The following is a 14076-nucleotide window of genomic DNA, read 5'->3' as shown; positions in this document are numbered from 1 at the left end:
GATATGTGAGATCGGCTAGATCAGACGCTAGGGATTTGCTCGCCGTTGGCTCACCACGTCCACGGGCGCTCGCGAAACCATTTGGTCAGCACATATTTGGTGCCCGCGCGCACCTTCATCCCGTGATGGATGGTCGACGGGTTGCCGCGGCCGTCGGGGCGCAGATTGTTCCATGCCAGCAGCTTGCCGGTTTCGGGCTGGACGATCTTGTCGATCGCCTTGAACCGGGTCGCGCCGCCGGCTTCGGGGGCGTTGAGATAGAGCATCACCGTCCAGGTGCGATTGCCCGTCTTGGCGCAGTATTTCTTGTAGTCCTCGCCCTTGCTCGCGAAATAGTCGGTGTGCGCCTTGAACTCCTGGCCCACCGCATAGCGCTGGCCCTGGAGCGGTTCGCCGTGCGCGGGGTTGAGGCCGGTGAACGCGATGATCGCCGCCTCCGCTTCGGCGACCAGCGGATCGTTCGGATCGAGGTCGCAGGTCTCGCTGGTGCGAAAGGTCGGATCGCCATTGGCGTCGGCGATCGTCGACGGGCGTCGGTTGATGTCGATCCGTTCGATGAAGCCGGCGCACTGCTCGGGCGTCAGGAAGCCGCGCCGGATGAACAGATTGAGCTTGGGCGACGGCACGCGCTGCACGCCGGGCTGGGCGAGGATGCTGGCGATGACCGGCTCGGGCGGAAGCCCGGAACCGGGATAGCGCAGCACGGGTCTGAGGGTCGACATCGTTCCTTTCTGCCAAAACAGTGGAGTGTGTGCCAGTGTTTAGCCGCACTCCTTGACGGATGGCACGTCCGCCCGCTAATCGCGCCCATCCCACGGCGATCGTAGTTCAATTGGTTAGAGCACCGGCTTGTGATGCCGGAAGTTGCGGGTTCAAGTCCCGTCGGTCGCCCCATTCATCCAGCACGCGGGAACGCCACACGTGATCACCGACTGGGGCTTCCCCGATTTTGACGAGCATGAAGGCGTTCACCTGTTCAGCGACCCGGCAACGGGGCTGCAGGCAGTGATCGCGGTGCATTCGACGCATCTCGGCCCGGCGGCGGGCGGAGTGCGCTTCTGGCATTACGCCGATCATTCCGCGGCGATCACCGACGCGCTGCGGCTGTCGCGCGGGATGAGCTTCAAGAACGCGATGGCGGGCCTGCCGATGGGCGGCGGTAAGGGCGTGGTGCTCGCCGACGCCGCCCGCACCAAAGCGCCCGAGATGCTCGCCGCGTTCGGACGCGCCGTCGAATCGCTGGGCGGACGCTATGTCACTGCCGAAGATGTCGGGATGTCGGAAGCCGATATGACGACGATCGCCGGCTCCACGCGCCACGTCTCGGGGTTGCCGGTGGCGGCCGGCAGCGCCGGCGGCGATCCCGGGCCGTTCACTGCGATGGGCGTGTATCTGGGCGTAAAGGCGGCGGCCAGGCGGGCGCTGGGGACTAGCGACATGGCCGGCGTCCACGTCGCGATCCAGGGCATCGGCAGCGTCGGCGGCGGGCTTGCCAGGCTGCTTGCCAAAGACGGGGCGAAGCTCACGCTGGCGGACGTCAACCGCGACCGCCTCACGACGTTCGCGGCCGAGTTGGGCGCAGCCACGGCCGAACCGGACGCAGTGCTCGCGGTCGATGCCGATATCGTCAGCCCGAACGCGCTCGGCGCGATCCTGACCGAAGGCAGCATCGCCGCGCTGAAGTGCAAGGCGATCGCGGGCGGCGCGAACAACCAGCTGGCAACCCGCGCGGACGGCGCGCGTCTGCATGACCGCGGTATCCTCTATGCGCCCGATTATGTCATCAATGCGGGCGGCATCATCAACGTCGGCCTGGAGTATCTGGGACAGGGCGACCGCGCAGAAGTCGAGGCGCGGATCGCACGCATTCCCGATCGTCTGATCGAGGTCTGGGACGAAAGCGACCGCACTGGCGAGCCCGAAGCGGCCGTCGCCGACGCCATCGCGCGCCGTCTGATCGGCCGGGGCTGATCGCGGCGGCGATGGGCTGGGCGCTCCTCGCCATCTTGGCGGCGTCGGCGATCGCGGCGAGCTGGCTGCTCGGCGCGCCGCGCATGTTGCTGACCACGATCGCCGCGGCATTGACGCTCGGTGCTACCGGATATGCCCTGCAGGGCAGCCCCGCGCTGCCCGGCGCGACTGTCGCCGGAGCGGCCGGACAGCGGCCGATGGCGATCGATCCCGACACGATCGCGCTGCGCGATGCGATGCTCGGGCGCTTCACCTTTGCGCACGACTATTTCGTGCTGTCGGACGCGATGCTGCGTGCGGGCGCGCCCGAAGCGGCAGCGACGTACATGCTCAGCGGCATCAACAAGGCGCGCGACAACTATGCCTTGTGGATGGGACTGGGCACCGCGCTGTCGGAGCGTGATGGCCAGACGCTGTCGCCCGCCGCCAGCTTCGCTTTCGCGCGGGCGATGCAACTGGCGCCCGAACAACCGGCGCCGCCCTTCTTCGTGGGTCTGGCGCTGATCCGGGCCGGCGACTTCGCGGCCGCGCGGCCGATGTGGGCGCGCGCGCTGATGCTGGCACCAGCAGGCCGCGAGTATCGACCGCAGATCGCTGCGCGACTCGCCGAACTCGACCAGCTGCTGGCAATGCTGGAGGGCATGCCGCCGGGCTGAATCAGCTGCCCCGGCCGGTTTTCGCCTGCAGCTCGTCGATCCGCTTCGACGCATCCGCCTTGTTCAGCGTATCGTCGAACGGCTCCCCGGCTTCCTCGCTCAGCGTCTTCAGATAGCTGGCCTGCGCGCCGGTCATGCTTTCGTCGCCGGTAGTCCAGTCGTCGGGATCCTTCTCAGCATTGGAGAAGGGTTCGGCCTTGGGGTTGGCAGTATCGGACATCGCGAAATTCCTTTCGCGATGTCCAACCCAGTTGTTCTTAATTCGTTCCGATCCAGGCGTCGAATGGCAGGTCGAGCGCTTCGCAGACTGCCGCATGACGGATCTTGCCGGCCGACACGTTGAGGCCGTTGGCGAGATGGCGATCCGCCGCCATCGCCGCGTCGGCGCCGTGGTTGGCGAGCTTCAGCACGAATGGCAGCGTCGCATTGTTGAGCGCGAACGCCGAAGTCCGCGCCACCGCGCCGGGCATGTTGGCGACGCAATAATGGATGACGCCGTCGATCTCGTACACGGGATCGTCGTGCGTGGTCGCATGGCTGGTCTCGAAACAGCCGCCCTGGTCGATAGCGATATCGACCAAGACCGACCCGCGCTTCATCGTCTTGAGCATGTCGCGCGTCACCAGCTTTGGCGCGGCCGCCCCCGGCACCAGCACCGCGCCGATGACGAGATGCGCGTTCTTCACCGCCGCGGCGATCGCCGCCTTGCTCGCATAGGCGGTCTTGATCTGGCTCGAAAAGAACATGTCGAGCTCGGCGAGGCGATCATTGTTGATATCATAGATGGTGACGTCGGCGCGCATGCCGACCGCCATCTGGGCCGCGTTGACGCCCGAAACGCCGCCGCCCAGGATCGCCACGCGGGCTGGCGCCACGCCCGGGACGCCGCCCAGCAACACGCCGCGGCCGCCCTGTTCCTTTTCCAGATAATGCGCGCCCACCTGCACCGACATCCGCCCGGCCACCTCGCTCATCGGCTTGAGCAGCGGCAGCCCGCGATTGTCCGACGTGACCGTTTCATAGGCGATGCAGGTCGCGCCCGACCGCATCAGGCCTTCGGCCTGCGGCTTGTCGGCAGCGAGGTGGAGATAGGTGAACAGCAGATGCCGCGATTCGAGCATCGCGATTTCCTGTTGCTGCGGCTCCTTGACCTTCACGATCATGTCGGCGGCGGCGAACACCTCCGCGGCGGTCGGCAGGATGCTGGCGCCCGCCTCGACATAGTCTTGATCCTCGAAGTCGATGCCGCAGCCGGCCTTAGTCTCGACGACCACCTCGTGCCCGGCGGCGACCAGCTCGGCGACCGAGGGCGGCGTGAGGCCGACGCGATATTCGTGATTCTTGATTTCCTTGGGGACACCGACTCGCATGACGCTCTCCTGCTCTGGCTATGCGTCTCGCATAGCGCACCACCGGTCAGCGAATCCCTGCAAATGCCAGCGGCAGAGGCCCAATCGATGCATGGATCATGTGCCGCAATCCTGCTAGGCGCATGCACCATGCAAACCGACCGTATCGACCGTGCAATCCTGAAACTTCTGTCGGGGGACGCGCGCATGGCGATCAGCACGGTCGCCGAGCGGGTCGGGCTCTCGCAGTCGGCGTGCAGCCGGCGGGTCCAGGCGCTCGAGGGTGCCGGGCTGATCCTGGGATATTCCGCGTGCGTCGATCGCAAGCGGTTGGGCTTTCATGTCACCGCGCTGGTCGACATCACGCTGTCGACCCAGGTCGAGGAGGATCTCGCCGCGTTCGAGCGCGCGGTCGCGCGGATCGACGGGATCGTCGCCTGCGCGTTGATCTCGGGCAACCAGGACTACCGACTGACCATCATCTGCCGCGACCTCGACGATTACGAGCGGCTCCACCGAGAGCATCTCGGGCGCTTGCCCGGCGTGACTACCATCGCCAGCAGCTTCGTTCTGCGTGACGTCGCGACGCGGGGGGAGGCCGATGCGCTGTTCGCCGCCTAGACGGTCGGGACCGTTCCCTCGCGCCGGCGGACCGTTGCGGCGGTGCAGCGACGGTGCTACCCGCGCGGCGATGGACAGGCTGGGGCACAGGGGCGCGGGAACCGGCTATCGGGCGAAACGTGCGCGGGCGATGCGCGCATGACTGATAGCGACGGCGCCGGTGCCGCAGATACCCCCGGATTTCCCGACGAGCGCGACGGCGAGATCGACGCGCACGGCCACCGTCGTCAGGGTTTCTGGAAACTCGCGGTCGGCGCGGTCGGCGTCGTGTTCGGCGACATCGGCACCAGCCCGCTCTACGCGTTTCGCGAAACCTTCGACGGCCATCACAAGCTGACGCTCGACACCGCGCACATCCTCGGCGTCATCAGCCTGATGTTCTGGTCGATGATGATCGTAGTCACGCTCAAATACGTCACCATCATCATGCGCGCCGACAACAAGGGAGAGGGCGGCAGCCTCGCGTTGCTCGCGCTGATCTCGGGCCGCACCCAGGAACAGCGCTGGACGCGCGGCATCGTCATGCTCGGGGTGTTCGCGACCGCGCTGTTCTACGGCGATTCGATGATCACCCCGGCAGTGTCGGTACTCGGCGCGGTCGAGGGGCTTGCGGTGGCGGCACCGGCGTTCGGCGGCCTCGTCGTTCCGATCGCGGTGGCGATCATGATCTTCCTGTTCTCGATCCAGCGCAGCGGCACCGCGCGCGTCGGCACCTTTTTCGGGCCGATCATGCTGGTCTATTTCTTCACCATCGCGGCGCTGGGCGTGATGAGCTTCATCCAGACGCCGCAGGTGCTGTGGGCGCTCAACCCGTGGCACGCGTTCAACTTCTTCGCGATCGATCCGCTCGCCGCCTTCCTCGCGCTGGGCTCGGTGGTGCTGGCCGTGACCGGCGCCGAAGCCCTCTATGCCGACATGGGCCATTTCGGACGTCGGCCGATCGGGGTATCGTGGCTGTGGTTCGTGCTGCCCGCGCTGATGGCGAATTACATGGGGCAGGGTGCGCTACTGATCCGCGAAGGCGTGGTCGCGCTCGAAAGCCCGTTCTACATGCTCGCTCCCGAGGGGTTCCAGCTGCCGTTGGTGTTCATCGCCACCGCAGCGGCGATAATCGCGTCGCAAGCGGTGATCTCGGGCGCTTTCTCGGTCACGCAGCAGGCGATCCAGCTGGGATTCATGCCGCGCTTGCGCATCGAACATACCAGCGCGGCGGCGGCGGGACAGATCTACATTCCGCTGATCAACTGGCTGCTGATGGTGATGGTCATCCTGCTGGTGCTGACCTTCCAAACATCGTCCAACCTGACCGCGGCGTACGGCATCGCGGTGACCGGTGCGATGTTCATCGATTCGTGTCTGCTCGGCGTCGTGCTGTTCGGATTGTGGAAGTGGAAATGGTGGCAGGCCGCACCGCTGCTGGCGGTGTTCTTCATCGTCGACGGCGCCTATTTCGCTGCCAACCTGACCAAGGTTCCCGATGGCGGCTGGTTTCCGCTGCTGGTCGGGTTCGTCATCTTCGCGTTCCTCACCACCTGGGCCAAGGGTCGCAAGCTGATGATCGAGCGGCTGCGCGAGGCGGCGATGCCGATCAAGATCTTCATCACCTCCGCCGCCAATTCGGCCACCCGGGTGTCGGGCACTGCGGTGTTCATGACCTCGACGCCCGAAGGCGTGCCGCATGCGCTGCTCCACAATCTCAAGCACAACAAGGTGCTGCACGAACGCGTCATCCTGCTGACCGTGCGCATTCTCGACGTGCCGTTCGTACCCGATTCGCATCGCGCCGAGCTCGAGGATCTGGGCCAGGGGTTCCACCGCATGATCCTGTGCTTTGGCTTCATGCAGGATGCCGATGTGCCGATGGCGCTCAAGCAGGTGCATAGCTGCGGCGCCGATTTCCGGATGATGGAAACCAGCTTCTTCCTCGCGCGCCAAACCTTGCTCGCCGCCGAGCGGCCCGGGATGATGATCTGGCGCGAGAAATTGTTCGCGTGGATGCTGCGCAACGCCGAAAGCGCGATGGAGTTTTTCCGCCTGCCGACCAACCGGGTCGTCGAGCTGGGCAGCCAGGTCGAGATTTGAGCGAGGCCGAGCCGATCGCCCCCGCGGGAGCGCCGATCATCGTCACGGCGCTATTCGGCGCGGAGGATTTCGCCTTCTTCGATGGCCTGCGCAAGCGCCACTTCCCGCCCGAGCGCAACATATTGTCGGCGCATCTGACGCTGTTCCACCATCTGGCGCCCGACCTTGCTGCGGAACTCAAGCAGCGGCTTGCGGGCGAGACGCGCGGAGTGCCGGCACCGCGCGCGCGCATCGCCGGTCTGCTCAATCTCGGCCGCGGCGTCGCCTACCGCATCGAATCTTCCGAACTCGAAGACATCCGCGCGCGCCTCGCCGACGCCTTCGCGCCGATGCTGACGCCGCAGGACCGCGCCGGATGGCGACCCCACGTCACCATCCAGAACAAGGTCGAACCCACAGCGGCAAAGGCGCTGAAGGCCCAGCTCGAGGCCGATTTCGCACCGCGCCCCGTCGCGATCGCCGGCCTCGCCAGCTGGTGGTATCGCGGTGGCCCGTGGGAGCCGCTGTCGCGCCACATGTTCGCTTGACCGCTTCGCGGCACCGACCTATGTCGCCGCTTCGCTTTGGGGCAACCCCCGAAAAGGGGCGGAGTAGCTCAGCTGGTTAGAGCGGCGGAATCATAATCCGTAGGTCGGGGGTTCAAGTCCCTCCTCCGCTACCAAGGCGACAAGTTTTCGTTTCGCGCAGGTTCAGGTCCACCTGCCCATGTTGCAAGCGGCGGTGCCGTTCCCCTAGATGCGGCATCGCCAACTCTCCATTCAGGCAGACCCCATGACCGCTACCCATTCGACGCGCATGCTCATCCTCGGCTCGGGTCCGGCGGGGCTGTCGGCGGCGATCTATGGCGCGCGCGCGGGGATGGCGCCGATCGTGGTGCAAGGCATCCAGCCCGGTGGCCAGCTGACCACCACCACCGATGTCGAGAATTATCCGGGCTTCCGCGACGTCATCCAGGGGCCGTGGCTGATGGACGAGATGCAGGCGCAGGCCGAGCATGTCGGCGCGCAGATGATGTACGACACCATCACCGAGATCGACCTGTCGCGCCGCCCGTTCCGCCTCGTCGGCGACGGCGGCACGGTCTATTCGGGCGACGTGCTGGTCATCGCCACCGGTGCGCAGGCCAAATGGCTCGGCCTCGACAGCGAGGAACTGCTCAAGGGCAAGGGCGTATCCGCGTGCGCGACGTGCGACGGCTTCTTCTACCGCGGCAAGAAGGTTGCGGTGATCGGCGGCGGCAACACTGCGGTCGAGGAGGCGCTGTACCTCACCAACCACAGCCATGACGTCACGCTGATCCATCGCCGCGACAGCTTTCGCGCCGAAAAGATCCTGCAGAACCGTCTGTTCGCCAACGAGCGCATCAACGTGCTGTGGAACAAGGCCGTCGAGCGCTTCGTCGGCGGCGGATCGCCCGAAGGGCTGGTTGGCATCGAGCTGCGCGATACGGTCACCGGCGAGCTGTCGACGATCGAGGTCGATGGCGGGTTCGTCGCGATCGGGCACCATCCTGCGACCGAGCTGTTCCGCGGCCATCTCGATCTCGACGACGACGGCTATCTCAAGGTCGAGACCGGATCGACGCGGACCAGCGTGCCCGGCGTGTTCGCGTGCGGCGACGTCATGGACAAGGTCTATCGCCAGGCGGTGACCGCGGCAGGAACCGGCTGCATGGCCGCGCTCGACGCGGAGCGGTTTCTGGCGGAAGCCGATTTCGAGCAGGTTGCCGAAGCAGCGGAGTAGGGTAGCAGCATACCCTTACCGGGAAGGCCGGTGCTGGTGCTATCCAAGCGCCGCCAGCAACCGCTCCAGCAGCCACGCGTGGTCGCCGTCCTTGGCAAAACTGTGGCTACCGGTATCGCGCGCATGCAGCTTGACCCGCGGCCGCACCGGATCGAACGCCGCTCCCTTCCACGCCTCCTGAAACGCCACCGCGGTGTTGTCGCGCCGGGCGATCAGCAGTGTCATCGATCCGCTTTTGGCCGTCATCCCCGCCGCCACCCGGTCCGCCAGCCCGCTGGGCGCAGCGCTCGCGGTGGCTTTTCTGAGCCCGCGCGCCAGCTTGGCCAGATTGACCCCGCCCTTGGCCAGCCGCAGCCACGCGCGCGGGTCCTTCAACCGCTCGACATAGCGCGCCCGGATCGCGGAGGCGGGCGGCAATTCGTCGGTCGGTTCGATCACCCACGGATTGGCGAGGACATAGCCGTCGATGCCACCGCCGTCATAGAATGCCAGCGCCGAGGCCGCATCGCAATTGCCGAACGCAATCACCCGCGTCAGCTGCGGCACTTCCGACCGGAACGCGGCGACCGCCGCGGCGATATCGTCGCCTTCGTCCTCGAACCCGCGATTGGCTCCGGTCGAATCGCCGATCCCGCGGCGATCGAAGCGCAGCACCGGAACGCCGCGATCGGCCAGATCGGCGGCAAGCGACGCCATGCCGCGATGCGCGCCCATCCTTATCTCGTTGCCTCCCGACACGATTACCAGTCCTGTCGCGCGGTCGGCGCTGTCGATCGTTCCGACCAGCGTATCCTCGCCGCAGGCAAAGGCGATCACGCGCCGCATGCGTGCACCCAATCGGCGATGTCGGCGGCGATCAGCGCGGCCAGCGGGCCATCGGTGTCGGGTTCGGCGCGCCGCCACAGCGGTGCCCCCGGCAGCTTGCGGTCGGCGGGCTGAGCGTCGCTTTCCAGGCGCACGACGCGGCGCAGCGTCGTCGCCGGTTCCGCCACCTTCAGCTCCGCGATCAGCGTGCGCGACAGGCGGTTGCCCGCCAGCTCTATCGGAGCACCGGCCTCGTCGAGCATCGCCGGATCGAACGCGTCGCCATCCTCGCGTGCCGAAGCCTGACGAGCCCTCACCAGTTCGCGCACGATCGCCGAACCATTTGCCGGGGCGAAATGATACCGCCCCTCGACCGCGGCCGAACAGTCGATCAGCGCCCCGCCGCGGATCGCAAAGGCAAATGCCGGATAGCCGGCTGTCTTGACTGCGCTGGCATAGGCCGCGCGCCAGTCGGCGAGCGTGGCATGTTCGGTCGCCAGCAAACTTTCGCCCGTCCCGGGCAAGTCGGGCAGCAGGGCGCCGACATCGTGCTCGCCAAGCGCGCGCAGGATTGCGACCGTGAAGGCGCGGGTCCGGTTGGCTTCCTCGAACAGCGGCAGCGCGGCGACCACTACCGGGCCGTCATCGGGGCCAAAGCGCAGGCACGCTTCGCTTCCCCCGGCCCAGTCATAGGTTTCGATCAAGTCCGTGCCATCAATTCAGGGCCTTGTCGGCTGCGAACCGGACCAGCGCACCGAACGTCTCGAGTGTCTCGCCGTCGATGTCGTCATCCTCGATGACGATGCCGATCCGGTCCTCCAGCTCGGTGAGAACGCCCGCGACCGCCATCGAATCGAGTTCGGGCAGCGCGCCGAACAGCGGCGTCTCGGCGCGGAACGCCGCGGCGCGATCGGCGCTGATCCCCAGCACGTCGGCCAGCACGGCGCGAACGGTGGTCTCGATCTCAGCGCTACCTTCGGGAATCATTCTGCCGGTCCCATGCAATCAATGCGTTGCAGGCGCCTAGTGCGTCGCCGGACGCCGGACAAGCTCCGACAGCATCCGCCGCGCCAGCCGCGGCCAGGCCGAGGGGCGGCGGCGGTGATAGCATTCGATGCGATACAGCGGCAGCGCCTCGTCCATCCAGTCGGCCTTGTAAGGTTGATCGCCGGTTCCATAATCGATCAGGTCGGGCCGGTCCTGTTCGATGACGTGACGGAACATGGCATGGCTCAGGATCGACCCCGGCGACAGGTCCTTCGCGCTGTCGACATAGGCCAGCTTGTGGATCGTCGCGCGCCCGTTTTCGACATGCCACAGCTGCGCCGCGACCGGTGCGCCGTCATGATAGGCAATGCCGAGCCGCAGCGTGCCCGCCGCGCCCTCCGCGTCGGCAAAGCTGCGCATGAAATCCCAGCTCCCCTCTTCGGGCTTCCAGCTGGCGGCATAGATCGCCCGATACGCCTCCCACGCGTCGGCGTCGAAGCTGCGGTGGATGCGGATGTCGAGATCGGCCTTCTTGGCCTTGCGCTTGACCGTGTTGCGCAGGCGGCTCGGGCGCGATTCCCAGAAGACGTCGAAATCTGCGGGCGGCTGCGTGCGCCAATTGACCGTCGTCGGTTCGATGAACACCTGCCAGCCCGCCGCCAGGAATGCGTCGGCGATCTCGGCCGGATCGGCGACGGGAGCGAGCGAGATATGGCTGATGCCGTCCAGGTTGCGCGCCAATGCCGCGACCGCCGCCTTGGCGTCGCCGCTGCGCACGATGTCGAAATCGAGCGTGTACCAGCTCGCCAGCGCCTGCGCGCTGGAACCCTCGCGCGACAGGAACAGCCATGCCGTGCCGAGCCCGTTGCGGGCACGCGCGATCATCGGCTTGCCGCCGGGCGGACAATGCGCGGCGGTTCGGTCGAACCAGTCGAGGCGGTCGAACAGGCTCGGCTGTGCCTCGCGATCGAGCGCTCCGCCCGCATCGCGCGCCACCGCGCCCAGATCGTCGAACACTGTCACTTCGACCGACATCGTGCTTGCCCCGCTCGTAATCGGACTGTTTACCGGTTGGCTGTAGCAGGATGGCGATGACCAAAGATTTAACCCCCTTGCCGCTCGACCATCTCGCGCTGGCGGGCGCACGCGGCGCTCCCGCGCTGGTGGACAAGGCCGGCATGTGGACGCATGCCGAACTCGACGCGGCGGTCGGTGCGGTGGCGGCATGGCTGCGCGCGCAGGGCATGGCGCCGGGCGACCGCGTCGCGAGCTGGCTCGCCAAGACGAGGCTCGCCTGCGTGCTGCCGCTGGCGGCGGCACGGGCTGGGGTGGTGCATGTCCCGGTCAACCCGATGCTCAAGCATGCACAGGTGGCGCACATCCTCGCCGACAGCGGCGCAAAGCTGCTGATCGCGGGCGCCGCGCGGGCAGGGACGCTCGGCGCGGGCGAGTTGCCCGACGATTGTGTGCTGGTCGATGAGGGCGGCGTTCCGCTGGAAGGCGAGGGGCTCGGCGCGTCGAATGCCGGCCCGTACGATCTTGCGGCGATCCTCTACACGTCGGGCTCGACCGGGCGGCCCAAGGGAGTGATGCTCAGCCACGCCAACCTCTGGCTCGGCGCGATCAGCGTTGCGCGCTATCTGAAGATCACGCCCGACGACCGCGTGCTCGGCGTGCTTCCGCTCAGCTTCGACTATGGCCAGAACCAGCTGCTGTCGACCTGGGCCGCCGGCGGGTGCGTGGTGCCGCTCGATTACCTCACCGCGCGCGACGTCATCAAGGCGGTCGATCGCTTCGACATCACCACCATCGCCGGCGTTCCGCCGCTGTGGGTGCAGCTACTCGAAGCGGAATGGCCAAGCGACATCGCCGCGAAGCTGCGCCGCCTGACCAATTCCGGCGGCGCGCTCACGCCGCGGCTGGTGCTCGGGCTTCGCGAACGGTTCCCGCGCGCCGATCTCTATCCGATGTACGGCCTGACCGAGGCGTTCCGCTCGACCTATCTCGACCCCGCCCTGGTCGACGCGCATCCCCAATCGATCGGCCGCGCAATTCCCTTTGCCGAAGTGCTGATCGTCCGCGCCGACGGCACGCGCGCCGCGCCGGGTGAGCCCGGAGAGCTGGTCCATGCCGGCCCGCTAGTGGCGCAGGGCTATTGGCAGGATGCCGAGCGCACTGCGCTACGCTTCCGGCCGGCGCCCGACTTTTCCGAACATGGCGGCATGGCAGTCTGGTCGGGCGACACCGCGATCGAGGACGAGGGCGGCCTGCTGCGCTTCGTCGGCCGCGATGACGAGATGATCAAGAGCGCTGGCAACCGCATCAGCCCGACCGAGATCGAGGAAGCGGTGATGGCCGGAGGCGACGTCGTCGAGGCGGCAGCGTTCGGGGTCGCCGATCCCCGCCTCGGCCAGGCGATCACCGTCGTCGCCAGCGCGCGGGGCGATGCGGGTGCTGTTGAGGCGGCACTGCGCGAACGGCTGCGGCGCGATCTGCCCGCCTTCATGCAGCCGCAGCGATATGTCTGGCTGACCGCGCTGCCGCGCAATGCCAATGGCAAGCTCGATCGCGCAGCCCTGAAAACGCAGGTGACGTCATGAAACCAATGGGCCCGATCCCGCCCGCCTTTGCCGGACGCCAGGTGCTGACGATCGCCGGGCACGATGCCGAGTACTGGATCGCAAGGGCGGGAGACACTCCGCTCTTCGTCTACGACCTTGCGCTGATCGCCGCGCGCGTGGCCGAGGTACGCGCGGCGCTGCCCGATCGCATCGACCTGCATTATGCAATCAAGGCCAATCCCTTGCCCGCGTTGCTTGCCGCGATTTCTCCGCTGGTCGATGGGCTCGACGTCGCGTCGGGGGGCGAACTGGCAAAGGCGCTGGAGGTCAAGGACGCGGCGGCGATCAGCTTCGCCGGCCCCGGCAAGCGCGACGACGAACTCGAAGCGGCGATCGTCGCCGGCGCCACGCTAAACCTCGAATCGGAAGGTGAAGGTCGGCGCGCGCTGGCGATCGGCCATCGTCTCGGCATCGCGCCGCGGGTCGCGGTGCGGGTCAATCCCGACTTCGAATTGCGCGGCTCGGGGATGCGGATGGGCGGGCGCGCCTCGCCATTCGGGGTCGATGCGGACCGGGCGGCGATACTGGTGCGCGATCTGATCGCGAACGGCGCCGACTGGCACGGCTTTCACATCTATACCGGGTCGCAGGCGCTGGACGCCGAAGCGATCGCCGAGATGCAGGCAGCGACGCTGGCGCTTGCCGATCGCCTCTCGGACGAAGCGGGCGCGGTGCCGCCGCTGGTCAATCTGGGCGGCGGCTTCGGCATTCCCTATTTCCCGGGCGACACCCCGGTCGATCTCCCGGCGGTGGGAACCGCGCTCGGCGAGGCGCTGACATCGACCCGGCTCGCCAGCGGCCCGACCCGGTTCGCGATCGAACTCGGCCGCTATCTGGTCGGCGAAGCGGGCGTCTACCTGACCCGCGTCGTCGATGTGAAGCAAAGCCAAGGCGAGACCTTCGTCGTCGTCGACGGCGGACTGCACCATCAGCTCGCCGCCTCGGGCAATTTCGGCACGGTGGTGCGGCGCAACTATCCGGTCGCGAATGCCGCGAAACTGGGCGCCGATCCGACCGGCACGGTATCGGTGGTGGGCTCGCTGTGCACCCCGCTCGACCGGCTGGCAGACCGTGTCTCGTTTCCGGACACCGCCGTTGGCGACGTTGTCGCGATCTTCCTCGCGGGCGCTTATGGTGCCACCGCCAGTCCTTCGGCTTTCCTGGGGCATCCGGCGGCGCGAGAATTGCTAATCATGCCGCAGACCTAACGCTAATTTAACCCCCACAGCCCCATAGCATTGG

At 67.1% G+C, this 14076-nt stretch carries 15 protein-coding genes and 2 tRNA genes; 10 read left to right on the top strand and 7 right to left on the bottom strand.

Translation table 11 applies throughout. The features are described 5' to 3' along the window. Positions 1–50: 50 nt before the first annotated feature. Positions 51–722, bottom strand: a complete 672-nt coding sequence (locus FHY50_RS05505) for a prolyl hydroxylase family protein (RefSeq protein ID WP_140047514.1) — start codon at positions 720–722, stop codon at positions 51–53. A gap of 95 nt (positions 723–817) precedes the next feature. Between FHY50_RS05505 and FHY50_RS05500 the strand changes: the two genes are divergently transcribed. From FHY50_RS05500 to FHY50_RS05490, 3 genes are all read left to right on the top strand, one after another. After that, positions 818–894: transfer RNA gene (locus FHY50_RS05500), tRNA-His, on the top strand. A gap of 27 nt (positions 895–921) precedes the next feature. Continuing rightward, complete coding sequence (locus FHY50_RS05495) at positions 922–1971, top strand: Glu/Leu/Phe/Val family dehydrogenase (protein ID WP_140047513.1); 1050 nt, start codon at positions 922–924, stop codon at positions 1969–1971. Positions 1972–1982: 11 nt separating this feature from the next. Continuing rightward, the gene (locus FHY50_RS05490) at positions 1983–2627 is read left to right on the top strand and encodes a tetratricopeptide repeat protein (RefSeq protein ID WP_140047512.1); all 645 of its coding nucleotides are present in this window, start codon (positions 1983–1985) and stop codon (positions 2625–2627) included. A gap of 1 nt (position 2628) precedes the next feature. Here the strand turns inward: FHY50_RS05490 and FHY50_RS05485 are convergent, their stop codons facing one another. Together FHY50_RS05485 and ald are read right to left on the bottom strand one after the other, a co-directional pair. Then, complete coding sequence (locus FHY50_RS05485; protein WP_140047511.1) at positions 2629–2847, bottom strand: DUF3072 domain-containing protein; 219 nt, start codon at positions 2845–2847, stop codon at positions 2629–2631. A 37-nt stretch (positions 2848–2884) separates the two neighbouring features. Further along, positions 2885–3997, bottom strand: a complete 1113-nt coding sequence (ald, locus tag FHY50_RS05480; RefSeq protein WP_140047510.1) for an alanine dehydrogenase — start codon at positions 3995–3997, stop codon at positions 2885–2887. A 129-nt stretch (positions 3998–4126) separates the two neighbouring features. Here ald and FHY50_RS05475 point away from each other — a divergent pair, with 129 nt between their 5' ends. The 5 genes from FHY50_RS05475 to trxB all read left to right on the top strand — a co-directional run bounded on the left by FHY50_RS05475 (position 4127) and on the right by trxB (position 8422). Continuing rightward, positions 4127–4597, top strand: coding sequence for an Lrp/AsnC family transcriptional regulator (locus tag FHY50_RS05475; RefSeq protein ID WP_140047509.1), 471 nt, complete (start codon positions 4127–4129; stop codon positions 4595–4597). A 138-nt stretch (positions 4598–4735) separates the two neighbouring features. Next, on the top strand, positions 4736–6679 hold the full coding sequence (locus FHY50_RS05470; protein WP_140047508.1) for a potassium transporter Kup: 1944 nt from the start codon (positions 4736–4738) through the stop codon (positions 6677–6679). After that, positions 6676–7206: a 2'-5' RNA ligase family protein gene (locus FHY50_RS05465; protein ID WP_140047507.1), complete on the top strand. Its 531-nt coding sequence runs from the start codon at positions 6676–6678 to the stop codon at positions 7204–7206. Before FHY50_RS05470 ends, FHY50_RS05465 begins: the two co-directional genes overlap by 4 nt. A gap of 57 nt (positions 7207–7263) precedes the next feature. After that, a tRNA-Met gene (locus tag FHY50_RS05460) sits at positions 7264–7340 on the top strand. 110 nt (positions 7341–7450) lie between these two features. Continuing rightward, positions 7451–8422 carry a thioredoxin-disulfide reductase gene (gene trxB, locus FHY50_RS05455; protein ID WP_140047506.1) on the top strand — a complete coding sequence of 324 codons (972 nt, stop codon included), beginning with the start codon at positions 7451–7453 and terminating at the stop codon, positions 8420–8422. 39 nt (positions 8423–8461) lie between these two features. On the opposite strand, the gene FHY50_RS05450 is transcribed toward trxB, so the two are convergent. The 4 genes from FHY50_RS05450 to FHY50_RS05435 are packed head-to-tail and all read right to left on the bottom strand — an operon-like array spanning position 8462 to position 11248. Continuing rightward, positions 8462–9247, bottom strand: a complete 786-nt coding sequence (locus tag FHY50_RS05450) for a hydrolase 1, exosortase A system-associated (RefSeq protein WP_140047505.1) — start codon at positions 9245–9247, stop codon at positions 8462–8464. Further along, positions 9235–9930: an alpha/beta hydrolase family protein gene (locus tag FHY50_RS05445; protein ID WP_140047504.1), complete on the bottom strand. Its 696-nt coding sequence runs from the start codon at positions 9928–9930 to the stop codon at positions 9235–9237. Before FHY50_RS05445 ends, FHY50_RS05450 begins: the two co-directional genes overlap by 13 nt. Before the next feature lie 10 nt (positions 9931–9940). After that, positions 9941–10213 (bottom strand): acyl carrier protein, encoded by a 273-nt coding sequence (locus tag FHY50_RS05440; protein WP_140047503.1) that lies wholly within the window; start codon positions 10211–10213, stop codon positions 9941–9943. A gap of 36 nt (positions 10214–10249) precedes the next feature. Next, positions 10250–11248, bottom strand: coding sequence for a GNAT family N-acetyltransferase (locus tag FHY50_RS05435; protein ID WP_140047502.1), 999 nt, complete (start codon positions 11246–11248; stop codon positions 10250–10252). A 56-nt stretch (positions 11249–11304) separates the two neighbouring features. Here FHY50_RS05435 and FHY50_RS05430 point away from each other — a divergent pair, with 56 nt between their 5' ends. Continuing rightward, positions 11305–12813: an AMP-binding protein gene (locus FHY50_RS05430; protein ID WP_140047501.1), complete on the top strand. Its 1509-nt coding sequence runs from the start codon at positions 11305–11307 to the stop codon at positions 12811–12813. Further along, positions 12810–14042, top strand: a complete 1233-nt coding sequence (locus tag FHY50_RS05425) for a pyridoxal-dependent decarboxylase, exosortase A system-associated (protein WP_140047500.1) — start codon at positions 12810–12812, stop codon at positions 14040–14042. The genes FHY50_RS05430 and FHY50_RS05425 overlap by 4 nt, the downstream gene beginning before the upstream one ends. Positions 14043–14076: the final 34 nt, after the last annotated feature.

It is taken from the genome of Sphingomonas japonica, from assembly GCF_006346325.1.
Taxonomy (GTDB): Bacteria; Pseudomonadota; Alphaproteobacteria; order Sphingomonadales; family Sphingomonadaceae; genus Sphingomonas; species Sphingomonas japonica.
This window is presented reverse-complemented; position numbering and strand designations above follow the sequence as displayed.

Bases quoted from the DNA above. Each gene is read 5' to 3' on its own strand.
- FHY50_RS05505 (WP_140047514.1), bottom strand. From the start codon at position 722: ATGTCGACCCTCAGACCCGTGCTGCGCTATCCCGGTTCCGGGCTTCCG.
- FHY50_RS05490 (WP_140047512.1), top strand. From the start codon at position 1,983: ATGGGCTGGGCGCTCCTCGCCATCTTGGCGGCGTCGGCGATCGCGGCG.
- FHY50_RS05485 (WP_140047511.1), bottom strand. From the start codon at position 2,847: ATGTCCGATACTGCCAACCCCAAGGCCGAACCCTTCTCCAATGCTGAG.
- ald (WP_140047510.1), bottom strand. From the start codon at position 3,997: ATGCGAGTCGGTGTCCCCAAGGAAATCAAGAATCACGAATATCGCGTC.
- FHY50_RS05475 (WP_140047509.1), top strand. From the start codon at position 4,127: ATGCAAACCGACCGTATCGACCGTGCAATCCTGAAACTTCTGTCGGGG.
- FHY50_RS05470 (WP_140047508.1), top strand. From the start codon at position 4,736: ATGACTGATAGCGACGGCGCCGGTGCCGCAGATACCCCCGGATTTCCC.
- trxB (WP_140047506.1), top strand. From the start codon at position 7,451: ATGACCGCTACCCATTCGACGCGCATGCTCATCCTCGGCTCGGGTCCG.
- FHY50_RS05450 (WP_140047505.1), bottom strand. From the start codon at position 9,247: ATGCGGCGCGTGATCGCCTTTGCCTGCGGCGAGGATACGCTGGTCGGA.
- FHY50_RS05440 (WP_140047503.1), bottom strand. From the start codon at position 10,213: ATGATTCCCGAAGGTAGCGCTGAGATCGAGACCACCGTTCGCGCCGTG.
- FHY50_RS05435 (WP_140047502.1), bottom strand. From the start codon at position 11,248: ATGTCGGTCGAAGTGACAGTGTTCGACGATCTGGGCGCGGTGGCGCGC.
- FHY50_RS05430 (WP_140047501.1), top strand. From the start codon at position 11,305: ATGACCAAAGATTTAACCCCCTTGCCGCTCGACCATCTCGCGCTGGCG.
- FHY50_RS05425 (WP_140047500.1), top strand. From the start codon at position 12,810: ATGAAACCAATGGGCCCGATCCCGCCCGCCTTTGCCGGACGCCAGGTG.